Source organism: Kocuria sp. (genome assembly GCF_030538595.1).
In the GTDB taxonomy this organism is placed as follows: domain Bacteria; phylum Actinomycetota; class Actinomycetes; order Actinomycetales; family Micrococcaceae; genus Kocuria.
Genome location: NZ_JAUNTS010000004.1, coordinates 41,850 through 58,426, shown reverse-complemented (window position 1 = coordinate 58,426; position 16,577 = coordinate 41,850). Strand labels below are relative to the sequence as shown.

The window sequence follows — 16,577 nt, the reverse complement described above, 5'->3', positions numbered from 1 at the left end:
TGCACCGCGAGCTTGGGTACCGTGGCGGTAAGCAGTGACCACAAACCAGCGAGCCGGATGGTGGATACCAGCATGAACGTGTTGTGGGGCCTGGGCGGGATGGTTTTCATCGTCGCCATTGCCGTGTTGTTTTCCGTTGATCGCCGCAAAATCAGGCTGCGCACCGTATCGCTGGCGCTGCTCACGCAGATCTTGTTTGGCGTGTTGGTGCTCTACGTTCCCATTGGCCGCGCGGTGCTGGAGACCTTGACCGGGGGCGTTCAGGCGGTGATCGACTCCGCCAACGCCGGGATCAGCTTCCTGTTCGGCCCCATCCTGCCGGAGGAAGGTTCCGTCTTTGCCTTCCAAGTGCTGCCGGTGATCGTCTACTTTGCCTCCCTGACCGCAGTGCTCTACTACGTGGGCGTGCTGCAGTGGGTGGTCAAGATCATTGGCGGGGCCATGGCCAAACTGTTCGGCACCACCGTCCCGGAATCCATGAATGCGGCAGCCAATATCTTCTTGGGCCAGTCGGAGGCACCGCTGCTCATCAAGCGCCATTTGCCCAACCTCAAAACCTCCGAACTGTTTGCCGTGATGGTGGGCGGTATGGCCACGGTGGCCGGCTCCGTGATGGTGGGCTACTCGCTGCTGGGGGCTGAGCTGCAATACCTGATCGCGGCCAGTTTCATGGCTGCCCCCGGCGCCTTGTTCATGGCCAAGATCATTGTTCCCGCCGGATCGCTGGAGGGCGCCCAGTGGCAGGGCAACGGCGGTGCTTCCGAGCAGGATGCCAAGCAAAAGGACGGGCGCCGCAAGGGTCTGATCGGGGCCTTCCAACGCGGCGGCAAACGCGGGGCTGCCACGGAATCCGCCGCCGAACTGAGCAGGCGTCAGGAAGCCCAGCAGGACGACGTCGTTGAACCCACCCCACCTCAGAGCACCGGGGACGCACCGCGAGATGTGGACACCGCGGACCAGATTGCCCAGCAAACCCAGGCCGCAGAGGAGGATGAACCCGCCAATGTGATCGACGCCGCCGCCCGCGGTGCCAGTGAGGGTCTGGGTCTGGCGCTGAATGTGGGCGCCATGCTGCTGGCTTTCATTGCCTTGATCGCCCTGGTCAACACCCTATTAGGGGCTGTGGGTGGGGTGTTCGGGCTGGAAGCGCTGACCATGGAGCAGATCTTGGGTTACGTGTTCGCGCCGGTCATGTTCCTGATCGGTGTGCCGTGGAACGAGGCTGTTGACGCCGGCAGCTACCTGGGCCAAAAGCTGGTGCTCAATGAGTTCGTGGCCTTCAGCGCTTTCGGTCCGGAGGTGGAGAATTACTCCGCCAAGACGCAGGCTATCGTGACCTTTGCGCTGACCGGCTTTGCCAACTTTGCCACCTTGGCCATCCAGATCGGTGCCTTGGGTGGACTGGCTCCCACACAGCGCAAGCGCATTGCCAAACTGGGCCTGCTGGCAGTGCTTGCCGGGACTCTGGCCAACCTGATGAGCGCCGCGATTGCGGGCATGCTGATCGGCTGAGCGAGTTCTGGCGCCGTTGGCCCGGGACCATTGGGGGCCGGGCGGTGGGCGCTGACCGCCCCATCCCCAGCCGAGTTCGCAGTTTTGAGGCTGCTGACCCAATCACGGGCCCAGATATTGCGCATTGGGCACCGATCAGTAGCGTGGTTGGCATGACCGGCGTCAACAGGCCCACACCAGAAAACTCCTTCGACCACGTCAGAGCCTCAGACGGTGAGACGGTCGGCACAATCTTGATGACCGACGACGGCGCATTCCTCCCCATCGACCTCCTGGGACGCCCCCTGGGAGAACCCACTGACCTGGCAACAGCGGAAGAGCGTCTGGAAGTACAGGGTCTACGGCACTTGGCTGAATCCTGGTGGATCGACGTTACAGACGGGCGCCGGGTCAAGGTCACAATCCAGGAAACCGGGCCGTTCGGCGTCCTGGTGCGAGTGGATGACTTTGGTGCCATGGACCTGTATGGGACCACGCATGTCATCAAGTCCCCAGCCACGGACCTCCACAGCTCCCCATGATCCGCACCTGATTCTCATTTCACACCTGCCCGTGCAACCCTGACTGGCCCCGCCACAGGTGCGCCGGCCCGCGACGCCGAGTTCTCATGTTTGAGGCTTCTGCCGCGCTCAGGGACCACAGATGTGCGCATTCGGTGACCGGAAGACGCAAAACTGCGCATTCGCCACTAGAGAGTATGTGGAACTCCGAGTCCCACCAATCGTGGATTCTTGCGTACAGTAGTGATCCGGCCCACACGGCTTGCTCCACTCAGTCTCATCGCAGACTGCCCGTACCGCGCCATAGGATCCAGATGACCCGCTACCCGCACCTGTTCACACCCGTCACCCTGGGCCACCTCACCTTGCCCAACCGCGTGATCATGGGGTCCATGCACACCGGGATGGAGGATGACCCGGAGCAGTTCCCGGAACTGGCGGCCTACTTTGCCGAGCGCGTGCGCGGCGGCGCCGCACTGGTGGTCACCGGCGGCTTCAGCCCTGATGACGCAGGTGTTCTTTACCCCGGCGGCGGCCAGTTGACGACGACGGCGCAAGCCACCCAGCACCGCACCATCACGGACGCGGTGCATCACGCCGGGGGCAAGGTCCTTCTGCAGCTGCTGCACGCCGGGCGGTACGCAGCCCACGAACAGGCGGTGGCACCGTCTGCCTCCCAGGCCCCCATCAACAGGTACCCGGCTGAAGAAATGACCGCCCAGCAGGTGACTGAGACCATCAGCGCTTTCGCGCGAGCTGCCGCCCTGGCCGCTGAAGCCGGTTACGACGGCGTGGAGATCATGGGCTCGGAAGGGTATCTGCTCAACCAGTTCTTGGCGGAACGTACCAATCAGCGGACGGATGAGTGGGGCGGGGACGGTGAGCGCCGTCGTCGTTTCCCGGTGGAAGTGGCCCAGGCTGTGCGGGCGGCGATCCCGGACGCCATGGTGATGTACCGGATTTCGCTGCAAGACCTGGTGGACGGTGGACAGAGTTGGCCGGAAGTTGTGGCGCTGGCCCAAGAGCTTGAAGCCGCAGGTGTGGACGTGTTCAACACGGGCATCGGGTGGCATGAGGCGCGCGTGCCGACCATTGTGACTTCCGTGCCCAGAGCGGCCTTCACGGAGGTCACGGGGAACCTGCGCGCGGAGGTGAACGTTCCCGTGGTGGCATCCAACCGCATCAACATGCCGGAGACCGCCGAGCGCATCCTGGCTTCCGGGCAGGCTGATCTGATCTCCATGGCACGTCCGTTTCTGGCTGATCCGGAGTGGGTCACCAAGGCTGCTTCTGGGCGTACGGATCAGATCAACACGTGCATTGCCTGCAACCAGGCCTGCCTGGATCACACGTTTGCGCACAAGCGAGCCACGTGCCTGGTCAATCCGCGCGCCGGGCACGAAACCACGTTGAACCTGAGCCCCACCCGCACCGCCAAGCGCATTGCAGTGGTGGGAGCGGGGCCTGCCGGAATGTCCTGTGCGGTGGCTCTGGCGCAACGCGGGCACCGGGTGGACCTGTTCGAGGCCCGCGATCACTTGGGCGGCCAGTTCGCCCTGGCTCAGCGCATTCCTGGCAAGGAGGAGTTCGCAGAGACCATCCGGTATTTCACCCGGCAGTTGGAGCTCCACCATGTGGCGGTCCACCTGTCCCTGGAGGTTGATGCGGAGCACTTGGCCAGTGGCGCGTTCGACGACGTTGTGGTGGCAACCGGCGTGGCTCCCCGTGTTCCGGAAATCCCCGGGCTGGATCACCCATCCGTGATGACCTACCCGGAACTGTTGACCGGCGCCCGCACGGCTGGGCAGCGCGTGGCCGTGATCGGTGCCGGCGGGATCGGGGTGGATGTCTCAGAGTTCCTGACTCACGCCGATTCTCCAACGCTGGATCTTGCAGCGTGGCGGGGGGAGTGGGGCGTTGGTGATGGTCAAACCCCGGGTGGCCTGGGGACGGCGTCGCCGGCACCGTCCCCGCGGGAGGTGTTTCTGGTGCAGCGCCGCTCCACGGCCATTGGCAAGGACCTGGGCCTGACCAGTGGTTGGGTGCACCGTGCCTCCCTCAAACACAAGGGAGTCCAGTTCATCACCGGGGCCACCTACGAACACATTGACGACGACGGCCTCCACCTCACCATCCCAGCCGATCCCACTGCTCCGGAGGGGAGCCAGCGGACGGACATGGTGCTGCCCGTGGATTCGGTGGTGATCTGTGCGGGTCAGACCTCACGCAACGAGCTGGCGGCTGACCTGCAGCAACGCGGTGTTGGGGTCCACGTGATCGGCGGTGCAGACGTGGCTGCGGAGCTGGATGCCAAACGTGCCATCAACCAGGGCACCCGACTGGCGGCACAGCTTTAATCCCAGCCGTGAGATCACCGGTTGTTGTTGAGAACACCGGCTATAGGCGGTGCTCTCAACAACAACCGGTGATCTCGGCGGGAGAGTGGTCAGACGAAACGCACCCAGTTGGCGCCCTTGCCCGTTTCCGCACGGTCCAACAGCGTCAGCTGCGCTCCGTCCACGCTGTAGAGAGAAACCTCCGTGGAACGTTCGCCGGCAGCCACCAAGAGTGAACCGTCCGAGCTGGTGGCAAAGCCGCGGGGCTGGCTTTCGGTCACAACGTACTCCGACGACGGTGTCAGGGAACCATCCGCGGCAACATCCACCGCGGCCAGGGTGCTCTCGGTCCGCTCGGAGACCCACAGGTGACTTTGTCCGGCGCCCCAGTGGATGTCGGCGCCCCAGATGGCGTGTTCTTCCAGGGGGTCTCCGTCCAGGACACCGCGCTGCAGGTCAGCCTCCGGATTGACGGAATCTGTGGCATCCACTGCGGTCAGCTCACCCGTGGTGGTGTCCCGGGCAAAACGCAGTACCTCCCCGGAGAACTCGGTCAGCACATAGAGGGTGTCTTGGGCATCGTTGAAAATCAGGTGGCGCGGGCCGGAACCTTCCGGTGCCGCTACGGTTTCGGAGGCCAGCGGGGTGAGCGTGAGGTCATCCTCCAGTGCGTACTGCGCCACCGCATCCGCACCCAAGGACACAAAGTAGGCGAACCGGCCGTCCGCGCTCGTGGCAACCGAGTGGAGATTGGGGAACTCCACGGTTGCCACTGGATCGCCCACAGTGCTGCCATCAACGGGTGCGGTGAAACCGTAACCAGCCCCGTATGCAGCACCGAGCAAAGCGGTTCCATTCCTGGTCAGCCACAGGTAGTTCATGCCACCTTGCGGTAGGTCTACGCGACCCACCTGCTCCAATGCACCGGTCTCTCGATCCAGGCTCAAAGTGACGATCCCCGCGGGATCACCCTTGACGGCAGCGTGCACCAGATTGCGCTGCGCATCCACCGCGAAATTGGAGCAGCCCGTCAGCCCATCCGTCACGGACAAACGCTCCAAAGAACGCCCGTCACAGCGGAACACGGAAATGCTCCCCTCACCGGCGTTGGCCACCAGGACCAGGGATTCAGTAGTCATGAGTCAACTCCCATATACGACGTCGGACAAGTACAGAGTGCTGGACAAGGCCCTGATACCCGGGCCCGCCTTTGACTCACGGAGCCACCGGGTAACCACTGCGGATGGCCACCCGGTTCCAGGCATTCATCACGATCACGATCCAGTTGACGGCGGAAACCTGATCGTCAGTCAGTGCACTGGTGTCCACAGTGCGCCCCGGAACACTGAGTCGCGTGACGTCCTCCGCCAGCATGAGCGCTGCCTGCTCTGCCTTGGAAAAATACTGCGACTCCCACCAGGCCGCCACCACTGCGAGTCGATCGGTGGACTCCCCCAACTCCAGGGCATCACGGGTGTGCATCCGGAGGCAGAACGCACAGCCATTGATCTGGGAAACTCGAATCTTGACGAGCTCAACAAGTTTCTTGTCCAGCCCAGCTGCGGCGGCAGCCTCCTCCGCGGCTGCGCTGAGCCCCACAACTTGTTGATAAACCGCAGGATGTTTCTTACTGATATTCACTGTGGACATTTTCTCTCCGCCCCTCCGTGTGATCTGTTCCTTACACCCATGCTCCCACGCAGCATGTGCCCGGTCGAGAAGCACATACTGCACGTCCCAGCTTTCACTCCCAGGCCAGCTCCGCAGCCCCGGGGTAGGCGGGCGGCTGCCGGTAGTCGAGTGGCTCACCGCCGATCATCAGTGGTGGAGGTACGTACTCCAAGACACCGAATGCACTGTTCTTGTGTAGCAGCTTGGGCACCGGGGCGGCAGCTGTCTTCGGCTCAGCCACGGTCTCAACGGCGGCTTTCGGGGCCGAGAGACGCATGAGTTCGGTTGCCGTACGCGCCAGGGACAGGTGAACGCGGCCCCCGCAGCCGGATTCACGACGCCGGGCCAGCAGACCAAGTACCCCAGCGGCAATGCCATACCCGGTGGCGTGATCCAACGCCTGGCATGGCAGCGCCCCAGGGCGGGCGTTGTGGTCCCGGTACATCCATGCAATACCGCTGGCGGCCTGCACAATCGAGTCGAATCCACGCAGTTCACCCCACGGGCCACGAGTGCCCCAGGCATTCAACTCAGCCACCACCAAGTGCGGGAATGTGGCCAGCAGCGCTGCAGGTTCCAAGCCAAACTTGGCCAGCGCCCTGGGCCGGTACCCCATAACCACGACGTCGGCCGTCCCCACCAGCTCCATCACCCGCGCCTTGACCTGCGGGTCCGTGAGATCGGCGTAGGTGCTGCGCTTGTCAAATCCGGCGTCGATCTGTTGATCCAGCAACTCCGGCATCCCGGGTGGGTCAATCCGCAGGACATCAGCGCCCAGGGCACCCAGCAGCCGCGTGGCGATGGGGCCAGCGATCACCCTGGTGAAGTCCAAAACCCGCAGGCCGGTCAAGGGATAGCGGGGGTCATCGCTCGGAGCCCACGACCTGGTACTGACGGCAGCCGTGGTGGGACCGGTGGCTGCCGGGTTCATTGCGGGCAGGGTTGAGGTTGTTGCGGGCGGAGTTGCCGTGGATGCGGTTGTTGCAGAGCGTTCCAGCAGAGGTTCAAGCTTGATCCAGGGCTCACCCGCAACCACTCGGGCCATGACGCTCTCAGCCCACTCGTCAGGTGTCCGCACACGAGCAGCGATACCCCCGGCGGCTTGGATTCGGGCCTCCGCATCAGCACCCGCCAACGCGGACAGAACGGGGACCAGATGAGCTGCGGCGTCGTCGTCGGGCAGGTGGGGGTCGAGACCAAGGGAAGACAGTAGGCGGCGGGCATGGTGCGGGTAATTGCCGTGGGTGCGCAGCCATCCGTCGCGGGTGCGCCAGAAACCGGACAGCGGCGCAAAACCCTCTGGCCGGCGGCCGGCAATCCGCAGGTGTCCCAGGGAGTCGAAGGCGGCAAAAGTGGCCGGGGCGGACACCGTGTAGCGGTCGGTGGAGTCCGTCAGCCTTCCCAAAGCCTGAGTCACGGCCTCCACAGACTGCACCGCCAGTTGCTCAACGGCCAGAGGACCGTCCCACACTCGCTGAAATCCGGTCACCGGCACCACCCCAACGGCCCCTTATGAAGTGGCGGGAAGTTCAAAGTCAAAGTATTTGACCAGGACTCGGGCAATACCTTCATCGTTGTTGGAGGTGGTGACCACATCCGCAGCCGCCTGCGCCTCCGGGATGCCGTTACCCATGCAGACCCCAAGGCCCGCGCGGCGCAGCATGTTGACGTCGTTGCCGTTGTCGCCAAAGGCGATCACCTGATCCACGGTGAGCTCGTTGGCATCGCAGTAGTCCTGGATGGCAGAACCCTTGTCCACGCCGTATGCCGTGGCCTCCAGGTAGATGGGCGAAGAAAAAGCCAACTCGATCCGGCCCGTGAAATCCTCCACCAACTCTCGGTAGAGAGGTTCCATGGCCTCCCGGTCGGCGCAGAACAACACCTTGGTGGGCCCTTCAACTTCCGTCAGGTCGGCCACCACCTGGATGGCCAGATCATTACCTGCGGCCTCGTACTGCACGCGCGGATGGGAACCATCCACCACAATCAGCTGATCCCCGTGCGGCAACATGACGGTGATGCCGTGAGCTTCAGCACGCCGAATCAGCTCGGTGGAAACCGCTTCAGGAAGTGGATGGCGCGCAATCTCTGCACCCGTGGCCTGATCCACCACCACGGAGCCGTTCATCCCGGCGAACACCAGGTTCTCCCCCAGGTCCAACGTGCGGGCCAGCATGCGCAATCCCGGAATGGGGCGCCCGGAAGCCAGCATGATCCGGGTACCTGCGGCGTGCATGGCCTCAAAGGCGCGGCGTGTTCCCGGCTGAATCCCGCGGGAGGAATCCAACAGGGTCCCGTCCATGTCAAAAGCAACCAGGCGATAGTTGGTCATGGGGTGCGTGCTCCTTGGGTAGCTGGGTACTTTCGAGCCTATCGGGAACCACCGCCCCCTCCGCCCTCCCTGCCCCCTCTGCCCCCCCTGCCCTCCCCGCCTGCCCCCTCTGCCGAGTGTTTGAGTTTGGTCGTTTTTGGGCCCTCCTGACGACCAAAGTCACACACTCGGCAGGGAGGTGGGGGGGGTCAGACCCGGGGGTCCGCTACTACTCGGGCTATGTGTAGGGCCAGATATGCCGTTTCATCCGGTGTGACGGTGGTGTCCAGGCGCAGATCCAGCAAAGTGGCCACCAGCTCAGCGCAGCGGTACGCCTCCGGCTGGGATTCACGGATCGCTTTCCCGACGGCGGAGGGCTCCCCCTCCAACTGCTTGCCCGATTGGATACGGACAAACAGGTAGCGCAGATGCGTGATGAAGCGGGCCACGCTGATGCTGTGGTTGTCCAACGTCCGCCCGTAGGTCTCTCCCACCACATCCAAGAGTTGCTGCAGGATGCCGGTGAGTTTGTAGGTGTAAGACAGATCACCGGTGGTGAAACCTACGTTGACCAGGTGCAATGCAATGGCAACGGCCTCACCGTCCGGTAGCTGGACCTCACTTTCCGCGTTGACCGCTTCCAAGACTCTGCGCGCCTGGGCCAGTTCGGTGGGGAACAGATGCCCCACTTCCGTCTCCAACGGGTAGTCCAAGCGGATGTCTTCCCGGACCCGTTTGATGGCAAAACTCAGGTGATCGGACAGGGTGACCAGCAGGGACGGGCTGGTGTCCGCCACATCGGAGAGACCGGCGGCCTCCAGCGCAACTACCGCCAGCTTGACGTGCTCCGGTGGAACGGCGGCAACCAGCTGGCCCAGGTGGTCAATATCGCGTCCATCCACCGGCGCAAAGGTCCGAACCACTTTGGACTGATCCACGCGCTGGCCCGGTTTGGCCTGGAAGCCCAGGCCACGGCCGGTCAGCACGACGTCGTCGCCGGCAGCCGTTCTGGCCAGTACCACGTTGTTGTTGAAGACCCGCAGGATCTCCACGTCTCCCCCTCCCTCCAGACCCACCAACCCACCGCCCCCCCTACCTTGCTGCCGAGTGTCCGAGTTTGGTCGATTTCGGGGCCTGGAATCGACCAAACTCGGACACTCGGCAGCAAGGGGAGGCAGGGGAAAGGGGTTAGGCGGTTAGGGAACCACCGTTGGTGGCGATGACGTCCTTGTACCAGTCAAAGGACTTCTTGCGGTAGCGCGCCAGGGTGCCCGTGCCGTCGTCGTTGCGGTCCACGTAAATGAAGCCGTAACGCTTGGACAACTGCGCGGTGGAGGCAGAAACCAGGTCAATGCACCCCCAGGTGGTGTAACCCAGCAGGTCAACGCCGTCTTCCAAGGCTTCGCCCACCTGGTAGAGGTGCTGGTTGAGGTAGTCAATGCGGTAATCATCCACCACGGTCTGAACTCCATCCACCTCCACCAGTTCATCCTTGGCGCCCAGGCCGTTCTCCACGATGAACAACGGCTTTTGCCACCGGTCCCAGTAGTCATTGAGCACAATGCGCAACCCCACGGGATCAATCTGCCAGCCCCATTCGGACGCCTTCAGAGTGGGGTTCTTGATGCCACCCATGATGTTGCTTTCGCCAAGCTCCTGGGAGGGATCAGCGGATTCGCAGATGCTGCTGTAGTAGCTGAAGGACACAAAATCCACCGTGTTCTTCAAGTCCTCACGGTCCTGATCGGTGATTTGCAGCTCCACTCCGTTCTCACGCAGGGCGCGCAAGAAATACCCCGGATAGTGGCCGCGGCAGTGAACATCCCCAAAGGCATAGTTGGAATGCTCCGCGTGCATCACTTTGAGCACATCCTGCGGGTCCGGGGTCAGCGGATAAGTGGGCATGGCGATCAGCATGCAGCCCACCTTCAGATCAGGGTTGATCTCATGCGCCAAACGAGTCACCCGGGCCGATGCCACCAATTCGTGGTGAATGGCCTGGTACAAATCCTGCTTGGTCAGCTGCTCCTTGGGCGTCAGGATGCCACCAGCCATCAGCGGGGCGTGCATGATCGCATTGATTTCATTGAAAGTCAGCCAATACTTCACGCGCTTCCCAAACCGCTCAAAGAGCACACGGGCGTAATGCTCAAAGAATTCGATCAGGCGACGATCCGTCCAGCCGTCGTATTTCCGGGCCAGATTCAACGGTGTTTCGTAGTGAGAGATGGTCACCAGCGGCTCAATACCGTGTTTCTCCAGCTCATCCAGTACACGATCGTAGAATGCCAGACCTTCCTCATTCGGCGTTTCGTCGTCGCCATTCGGGAAAATACGGCTCCAGGCAATGGAGAATCGGAAAGTCTTGAATCCCATCTCCGCAAACAGGGCAATGTCTTCTGCGTAGCGGTTGTAGAAGTCAATGCCTTCGAGTTTCAGATTTTCGGGCGTGGGCTCGTCCGTGGGCGGCCCCACAATGCCCTGCGGCATGATGTCCTGAATGGACAAACCTTTACCGTCTTGGTTGTAGGCGCCCTCAAACTGGTTGGCAGCGGTGGCACCACCCCACAGGAATCCTTCGGGGAATGTGACAGACATGGTTTTCTCCTTACGTTGTGTACGTCAGTTTCTCAGTTGCTTGCTGTTACAGTCACGGAATCACGACGACGGCCGGCGCACCAGCCTCCACCGGGCCCGCCACCGCTGGAGTCACTTCCTGCAATTTGGCGGTATTGGTGACGGTGACAATGGTGGTGGTGTCGTACCCGGCTGCCTGCACGGCGGCAAAGTCCACCTCCGCCAGAATCTCCCCGGCATTCACGGTCTCACCCTTGGCCACTTTCACGGTGAAGTGCTGGCCTTTGAGTTCAACGGTGTCAATGCCAATGTGCACCAGCAGTTCCACACCGTCGTCGGACTTCAATCCAAAAGCGTGCCCGGAGGAAGCCACGGAAATGACCTTGCCGGTGATCGGCGACCGAACAGTGCCTTCATCCGGCACAATTCCCACACCTTCACCCAGCGCCTTGGAGGCAAATACCTTGTCCGGCACCTCTTCCAAGACCACCATCTGCCCGGACACCGGGGCAACGACGTCGACCACCCGGTGGCGCGTAGCCGTGGCAGTTCCAGCGGCTGCAGTAGCCACAGCCGGGTTGACGCCGGTGGGCGCGGAGGGGTCCTGCGGGGCCGGTGCCACTTGGTCCGGCGGGGCCGGAACAGCAGCTTCAGTGGCCGTTGCTGCGACGTCGTCGGGGGTTTCGCGGTCCATGAACAGGAACGTGAGAACGAAGGCAATCGCCATAGCCACACCGCACCCAATCAATGTGAGGGCAAAGCTTCCCACATAAATGTAAGCGGGCAGGGCGAGCGCGGAGGGCACCACGAAGGTGTTGGCGGCGCCGCCACCGAGCCCGATGATGGCACCACCCACGGCACCGCCGACCACACCGAAGTAGAGCGGCCGCTTCAGGGGCAGGTTCACACCGTAGATCGCGGGTTCGGTCACACCGGCCATGATGCCGGACAGGGCTGCGGGACCAGCCACTTGACGGCGCTTGGCACTGCGGCTGCGCAGGAATACGGCCAGAGTGGCTGCCCCCTGAGCCAGAACCGCTGCGATGACCGGTCCGAAGAGCAAGCTGTAGCCCACGGTGGTGAGGTCATTGATGGCGATGGGAACCAGGCCCCAGTGCAGGCCAAAGATCACCAGGACTTGCCACAAGCCACCCATCAGAGCGCCGCCCAGCCAGGGGGCCAGATTGAACAGATAGGTGATGCCACCGGCCAAGCCCTGCGCCGTGTAGGTGGAGATGGGACCGATCAGAATCAGCACCAGTGGCACCATCACAAATAGGGAGATCAACGGCTTGGTGAAATTCCGGATGGCGGTTGGCAGCACCTTGTCCATGCCGCGCTCCAGATAGCTCAGGAGCCAGCCGGCAACGATGATCGGGATGACCGATGACACGTAGCTGGTCATCACCACCGGAATACCCATGAAGTGCACGGGCTCTCCAGTCTCATTCAGCGCAATGATGGTCGGGTAGAGCAGTGCGCCTGCAATGGCCACCAGGACAAACTGATTGACGCCGAATCGCTTGGCCGTTGTGATGGCCAGTAGAACCGGCAGGAAGTAAAGCACCGAGTCAGCTGCGGCATCCAGAATTACAAAAGTTTGGGACTCCGCGTTGAGAATGCCCAAGGTGACAGCCAAGGCCACAAAGGCCTTGAACAAACCTGCACCGGCCAGGGTCCACACCACCGGCAGGAAGATGGCGGAGATCAGCTGAATGAACTGATTGAGCAGACTCTGCTTCTGTCCGGTGCCCTGCTCTTCAACATCACCCGCTGCCGCCTTGTCAGGCAGATGCTTGACGAAAGCGTCATACACCGTGGTGACATTGTCCCCAATGACCACCTGGAACTGACCACCCGTGGAAACTGTGGTGATCACACCCTCCAGCTGCTCAACAGCCTGCTTGTCCACTTTGGAATTGTCCTTCAGGAACAACCGCAGTCGGGTAATACAGTGCGTGGCACTGTCCACGTTCTCAGCTCCGCCGACTTTGACCAGAATGTCGTCGGCAAGTGCTGGATAGTTCACCTTTGCCATGGTGCTCTCCCTTGTCAGTTCCGCCCCGTACGTCGTCGTCGGGGTCCGTGGTTGCGCTCGTGAGGAGTGTTTCCGGGCAATAAAAAAGACCTGAGACGCACGCGCAGTGCATCTCAGGTCTTGCCTTGGGCCAACTCCCCGCCGGGAGGCCAAGTAACAATCCTGTGAGCGTTAACTCACCGTGAACTGTAGACGTAGATCACACGGGTCGCAACCGGTTGCCCACAAGTTGCCACCCCCGGCCCCACACGGCTGCCGAGTGTCCGAGTTTGGTCGTTGCAGCGCCCTGGAATCGACCAAACTCGGACACTCGGCAGTCGTGGGCGGGCAGGGGCGTTAGAGGGGTGGCCAGGGGATGCGGTAGCCGCCGGTTTCGTCGAACGGCAACACGCCAGCTTCCAACAACTCCCGCGCTCGCAGCTGGATGGCGTACTGCTCCACCGGAAACAGCAATTCCTCCAGTTCTTCCGGCAACCCTTCCAGCAACCTTTCAAGGTCGCTCACCAAGTCAGGCGGGATTGACTGCCCCGCAAACTCCCAAATCACCGTGCGCAGCTTGAAGGGTGCAGAGAAGCACAACCCCTGGTCAATTCCCCACACCCGACCGGATGTATCCAGCAGCACATGGCCACCCTTGCGGTCGGTGTTGTTGGCAACGACGTCGAACACCGCCATCCGCAGCAACTCCCCATGAGTTTCCGGGTGGGAATCGTAGAGCGTGAAATAGTGCTGGGCCGGGTTGTGCGGAATGAATTTCTGGACGGAGCCGGGGCCGAACGGGGCGTCGTCACGCAGCACCGTGGGCGGAATCAATCCCCACCCGAGCGCCTCCGAAAGCACGTAGGCCGCACGTTCGCGCCGGTAGATTCTGGGTGGGAAATCCCGCAGCGGCCGCTCCCCTTCTTCGGGTTTGTAAACCGCCATGGTCTGCCCGGATTCACCGTTGACCTGCACCAACAGAGCGGAGTTGCTGCTGGACTCGATCAGCCCCACCAGTTCGATCTCACCGGTGGTCAGCAGGGCTTCGTCGTCGTTCATGGGGTGTCAGGGCTCAGAAAACCAGCGGCGCCACAGGACCGTCCGTGGAATTGACCCGCAACACCTGCGGGGCCTGCCCGGGGTGATAGGCGATCACGGACACCGAACACGGGTCCACCACAATCCGCTGGAACTGATCCAGATGGCTGCCCAGCGCGTGGGCCAGCACTGCTTTCAGAGGGTCGGCGTGGGAAAAACACACCACAGTTTGCCCGGGGTGCGCCTCCCGAATCCGGTCCACAGCATCCACCATCCGCGCCTGCATGTGACTGAAGCTCTCCCCGTTCGGAAAGCGGAACGACGACGGCGCCCGCTGCACCGCCGACCATTCCGGCAGCTTCATCAACTCGGACAGAGTCCGTCCGGTCCAGTCACCGAAGTCGCACTCGATGAGGTCCGGCTCAATGCGGGCGGTCAGGCCGGTGGCTGCCTCCGTGGGTTCGACAGTCTCCCGGGTACGTTCCATGGGGGAGGTGTAAATAGCGCTCACCGGTACACCTGCTAGTCGGTCAGCCACGTGTAACGCCTGGTCAAGCCCCTGTTGGGACAGATGGAGCCCGGGCGCGCGACCCGGTAGAACCTGGCCCGTGGTGGGCGTCCGGCCGTGGCGCACCAGGATCACGGTGGTGGGCTTGTCCTCGGCTGATCCGGTGCTGGGCTGGCTGTGGGTCACAGGCTCCACGCTACTCGTCAACGCACTGTCGGACCGAGATAGCCCCTTGCTATATTGTGGTCATGAAGGAGTTCGACACTTCCCGAGCCGCCGAATTGGTGCGACTGGCTCGCACAGACGCCCAGCTGACGCAGGCCCAACTGGCGCAGCGCACGGGGATGCGGCAGCCCAGTCTTGCCCAGATTGAACTGGGTACCCGCAAGGTGTCCTCCGAGATGCTGGAACGGATTCTCCGTGCTGCCAATTACCGCCCGTCATTGCCGGTGGCAGAGCACGCCCAAGAAATCAAAGCCGCAGCCCAGAAGTACGGTCAAAGCAACGTCCGAGTATTTGGGTCAATGGTCAGGGGGCAGGATGACTTCAACAGCGACATCGACCTCTTGGTGACACCATCACCCGAGACTGACTTGTTCCACCTTGCCCTGTTCGCACGCGACGTTCAGCGGCTCACCGGCTTCCCCGCCGATGTTGTGGCCGACACCAGCGTTATCCCGACCATGAGGGAGATCCAAGCCGAAGCTGTTGCCCTGTGACACCGGAAGATCAGGGGAGCGGCTTTACACCCCGGCCTCGCAGGCAACCTGAGCATAGAACTCAGACCGACGCGCAGAACCTTCGCCTGGAATTGGAGCGCATCCTTCAACGAACCACAGCGGTAGCGGAATCTGATCGCCGGGTCTTCACAGAAGGCAGCACAGCGTACGACGTTGCGAGCATGGCCATCATCCGCCTTGCCTCCCTCTTGGAACGCCCGGAATTTGAGCGTTTGGCGCAATCTTTGGAAGACCATGAGGTGGCGGCCATCCGCACCACCCGTAACATCGCAGCTCATGGTGGCTATACCGGCATGAATGACGATCTTTTCTGGGCCGCCGTGACGGCGCGCCTACCGCCTATCATTCAACGACTACTTAGCGAGATTTGACCCCATGGCTTGGCGTGATTTTGGAAACCTTTAGCACGCTACTCGTCAGAGTCCGAACCTCGAATGCGTCGCCACATCGCGTGCAGGCGCTCAACAGCCTCTTCCTCTGTCATTGATGCAATGTCCCGCGCCGACAATCCGCCCTTGCTGAGACCATCGACCACGTACAGCGGCAGAGACGGTGAATCGCGCTGGACCGGTCGGCTCCGACTGGGCACCACGTGTTCCCGTGCGCATGCCCAGAACTCATGGGCCGTGACTTCCAACTGGTCACGTAAAACGTGTGTCCACAGGGAAGGGCGATATTGCGTTCGATCCACTGGCCGTGAAATACGTGTTCGCAGGATTCGCCCGTCGTGAAGGCTGAGTTCATAGGTGCGATGATGTGCAACCGGCTTACCCGTTGCCCCACGCACCAGGACCCACCCTTCGGTGATGCAGAAGTCGTCGTGATCCTCACGTGTGGCCAGAGGGTATTTACTCACCCCTCCGCCTTGAGCCAGTCGCCTCCGCTTTGAGCCAGTCAATGAGTTCCTGGTCTGAGGAGAGATTGATCAGTTGGACCAGGCCCCAGCGGTCTGCGTGGTTAGGGGCCAGTCGAAGTCGTGCACCCCAGTCTGCCGCGTATTCACGCAGCACCACGATCAGGTCATCAAGTGCCTCTTGCAATGTGGATCCCTCCGCAGCAAAGGGCAGACCCTCCATGAAGATCACATACCCGTTGTCCTCCAGGACCGTCCGCGCATGGGCCGGGCACGTCAGCTCCAGGTAGCGGCGTAGGTGTGGTGCAGAAACCAGCGCCGTGTGCGCGGAGCCCCGCCGCACCGACACCAAGAAGTCATTTTCAGCAGCGTCCAGAACTTGCTTGAAGTTCTGGCGAGCTTCCGAGGACGAATAGCTCAGCTGAGGAGTGGCAGTCATACCCCAATGATCAACTTGTACATTCTGTACGTCAACCATTGGCGCAGCCTCATCCGCCGAGCGTCGAGTTGTGCC

General features: G+C 62.2%; 16 protein-coding genes. 5 read left to right on the top strand and 11 right to left on the bottom strand.

Annotation, left to right across the window (positions count from 1 at the left end; genetic code table 11):
- Window positions 1-72 precede the first annotated feature (72 nt).
- The 3 genes from Q4G32_RS04970 (at window position 73) to Q4G32_RS04960 (ending at window position 4,369) form a co-directional block, all read left to right on the top strand.
- Complete coding sequence (locus tag Q4G32_RS04970) at window positions 73-1,512, top strand: NupC/NupG family nucleoside CNT transporter (RefSeq protein ID WP_303349667.1); 1,440 nt, start codon at window positions 73-75, stop codon at window positions 1,510-1,512.
- Window positions 1,513-1,664: 152 nt separating this feature from the next.
- Window positions 1,665-2,033 carry a hypothetical protein gene (locus Q4G32_RS04965; protein ID WP_303349666.1) on the top strand — a complete coding sequence of 123 codons (369 nt, stop codon included), beginning with the start codon at window positions 1,665-1,667 and terminating at the stop codon, window positions 2,031-2,033.
- Between the two features lie 293 nt (window positions 2,034-2,326).
- Window positions 2,327-4,369, top strand: a complete 2,043-nt coding sequence (locus Q4G32_RS04960; RefSeq protein WP_303349665.1) for an NADPH-dependent 2,4-dienoyl-CoA reductase — start codon at window positions 2,327-2,329, stop codon at window positions 4,367-4,369.
- An 89-nt stretch (window positions 4,370-4,458) separates the two neighbouring features.
- On the opposite strand, the gene Q4G32_RS04955 is transcribed toward Q4G32_RS04960, so the two are convergent.
- The 9 genes from Q4G32_RS04955 to Q4G32_RS04915 all read right to left on the bottom strand — a co-directional run bounded on the left by Q4G32_RS04955 (window position 4,459) and on the right by Q4G32_RS04915 (window position 14,656).
- On the bottom strand, window positions 4,459-5,487 hold the full coding sequence (locus Q4G32_RS04955; RefSeq protein ID WP_303349664.1) for a lactonase family protein: 1,029 nt from the start codon (window positions 5,485-5,487) through the stop codon (window positions 4,459-4,461).
- A gap of 76 nt (window positions 5,488-5,563) precedes the next feature.
- A complete protein-coding gene (locus tag Q4G32_RS04950) occupies window positions 5,564-5,998 on the bottom strand; it encodes a carboxymuconolactone decarboxylase family protein (protein WP_303349662.1) in 435 nt (144 codons plus the stop codon).
- Window positions 5,999-6,092: 94 nt separating this feature from the next.
- Complete coding sequence (locus tag Q4G32_RS04945) at window positions 6,093-7,508, bottom strand: CoA transferase (RefSeq protein WP_303349660.1); 1,416 nt, start codon at window positions 7,506-7,508, stop codon at window positions 6,093-6,095.
- A 21-nt stretch (window positions 7,509-7,529) separates the two neighbouring features.
- A complete protein-coding gene (locus tag Q4G32_RS04940) occupies window positions 7,530-8,351 on the bottom strand; it encodes a Cof-type HAD-IIB family hydrolase (RefSeq protein WP_303349658.1) in 822 nt (273 codons plus the stop codon).
- 188 nt (window positions 8,352-8,539) lie between these two features.
- Entirely contained in the window at window positions 8,540-9,382 is an 843-nt protein-coding gene (locus Q4G32_RS04935) for a PRD domain-containing protein (protein ID WP_303349657.1), read from the bottom strand.
- A gap of 136 nt (window positions 9,383-9,518) precedes the next feature.
- Complete coding sequence (locus Q4G32_RS04930) at window positions 9,519-10,928, bottom strand: glycoside hydrolase family 1 protein (RefSeq protein ID WP_303349656.1); 1,410 nt, start codon at window positions 10,926-10,928, stop codon at window positions 9,519-9,521.
- 52 nt (window positions 10,929-10,980) lie between these two features.
- Window positions 10,981-12,945: a beta-glucoside-specific PTS transporter subunit IIABC gene (locus Q4G32_RS04925; RefSeq protein WP_303349655.1), complete on the bottom strand. Its 1,965-nt coding sequence runs from the start codon at window positions 12,943-12,945 to the stop codon at window positions 10,981-10,983.
- 336 nt (window positions 12,946-13,281) lie between these two features.
- Window positions 13,282-13,983: an SCO1664 family protein gene (locus Q4G32_RS04920; RefSeq protein ID WP_303349653.1), complete on the bottom strand. Its 702-nt coding sequence runs from the start codon at window positions 13,981-13,983 to the stop codon at window positions 13,282-13,284.
- Window positions 13,984-13,996: 13 nt separating this feature from the next.
- Window positions 13,997-14,656, bottom strand: a complete 660-nt coding sequence (locus Q4G32_RS04915) for an MSMEG_4193 family putative phosphomutase (protein WP_303349651.1) — start codon at window positions 14,654-14,656, stop codon at window positions 13,997-13,999.
- Window positions 14,657-14,718: 62 nt separating this feature from the next.
- Between Q4G32_RS04915 and Q4G32_RS04910 the strand changes: the two genes are divergently transcribed.
- Together Q4G32_RS04910 and Q4G32_RS04905 are read left to right on the top strand one after the other, a co-directional pair.
- Window positions 14,719-15,189, top strand: coding sequence for an XRE family transcriptional regulator (locus tag Q4G32_RS04910; protein ID WP_303349649.1), 471 nt, complete (start codon window positions 14,719-14,721; stop codon window positions 15,187-15,189).
- Between the two features lie 182 nt (window positions 15,190-15,371).
- Window positions 15,372-15,581, top strand: a complete 210-nt coding sequence (locus Q4G32_RS04905; protein ID WP_303349648.1) for a hypothetical protein — start codon at window positions 15,372-15,374, stop codon at window positions 15,579-15,581.
- Window positions 15,582-15,619: 38 nt separating this feature from the next.
- Here Q4G32_RS04905 and Q4G32_RS04900 read toward each other — a convergent pair whose 3' ends face one another.
- The gene (locus Q4G32_RS04900; protein ID WP_303349646.1) at window positions 15,620-16,066 is read right to left on the bottom strand and encodes a cytotoxic translational repressor of toxin-antitoxin stability system; all 447 of its coding nucleotides are present in this window, start codon (window positions 16,064-16,066) and stop codon (window positions 15,620-15,622) included.
- On the bottom strand, window positions 16,059-16,502 hold the full coding sequence (locus Q4G32_RS04895) for a hypothetical protein (protein ID WP_303349644.1): 444 nt from the start codon (window positions 16,500-16,502) through the stop codon (window positions 16,059-16,061). The genes Q4G32_RS04900 and Q4G32_RS04895 overlap by 8 nt, the downstream gene beginning before the upstream one ends.
- Window positions 16,503-16,577: the final 75 nt, after the last annotated feature.

What these genes read in the sequence shown, in the direction of transcription:
- Q4G32_RS04970 (WP_303349667.1), top strand. Translation starts at nt 73, where the DNA reads ATGAACGTGTTGTGGGGCCTGGGCGGGATGGTTTTCATCGTCGCCATT.
- Q4G32_RS04965 (WP_303349666.1), top strand. Translation starts at nt 1,665, where the DNA reads ATGACCGGCGTCAACAGGCCCACACCAGAAAACTCCTTCGACCACGTC.
- Q4G32_RS04960 (WP_303349665.1), top strand. Translation starts at nt 2,327, where the DNA reads ATGACCCGCTACCCGCACCTGTTCACACCCGTCACCCTGGGCCACCTC.
- Q4G32_RS04955 (WP_303349664.1), bottom strand. Translation starts at nt 5,487, where the DNA reads ATGACTACTGAATCCCTGGTCCTGGTGGCCAACGCCGGTGAGGGGAGC.
- Q4G32_RS04950 (WP_303349662.1), bottom strand. Translation starts at nt 5,998, where the DNA reads ATGTCCACAGTGAATATCAGTAAGAAACATCCTGCGGTTTATCAACAA.
- Q4G32_RS04940 (WP_303349658.1), bottom strand. Translation starts at nt 8,351, where the DNA reads ATGACCAACTATCGCCTGGTTGCTTTTGACATGGACGGGACCCTGTTG.
- Q4G32_RS04930 (WP_303349656.1), bottom strand. Translation starts at nt 10,928, where the DNA reads ATGTCTGTCACATTCCCCGAAGGATTCCTGTGGGGTGGTGCCACCGCT.
- Q4G32_RS04925 (WP_303349655.1), bottom strand. Translation starts at nt 12,945, where the DNA reads ATGGCAAAGGTGAACTATCCAGCACTTGCCGACGACATTCTGGTCAAA.
- Q4G32_RS04920 (WP_303349653.1), bottom strand. Translation starts at nt 13,983, where the DNA reads ATGAACGACGACGAAGCCCTGCTGACCACCGGTGAGATCGAACTGGTG.
- Q4G32_RS04910 (WP_303349649.1), top strand. Translation starts at nt 14,719, where the DNA reads ATGAAGGAGTTCGACACTTCCCGAGCCGCCGAATTGGTGCGACTGGCT.
- Q4G32_RS04905 (WP_303349648.1), top strand. Translation starts at nt 15,372, where the DNA reads ATGGCCATCATCCGCCTTGCCTCCCTCTTGGAACGCCCGGAATTTGAG.
- Q4G32_RS04895 (WP_303349644.1), bottom strand. Translation starts at nt 16,502, where the DNA reads ATGACTGCCACTCCTCAGCTGAGCTATTCGTCCTCGGAAGCTCGCCAG.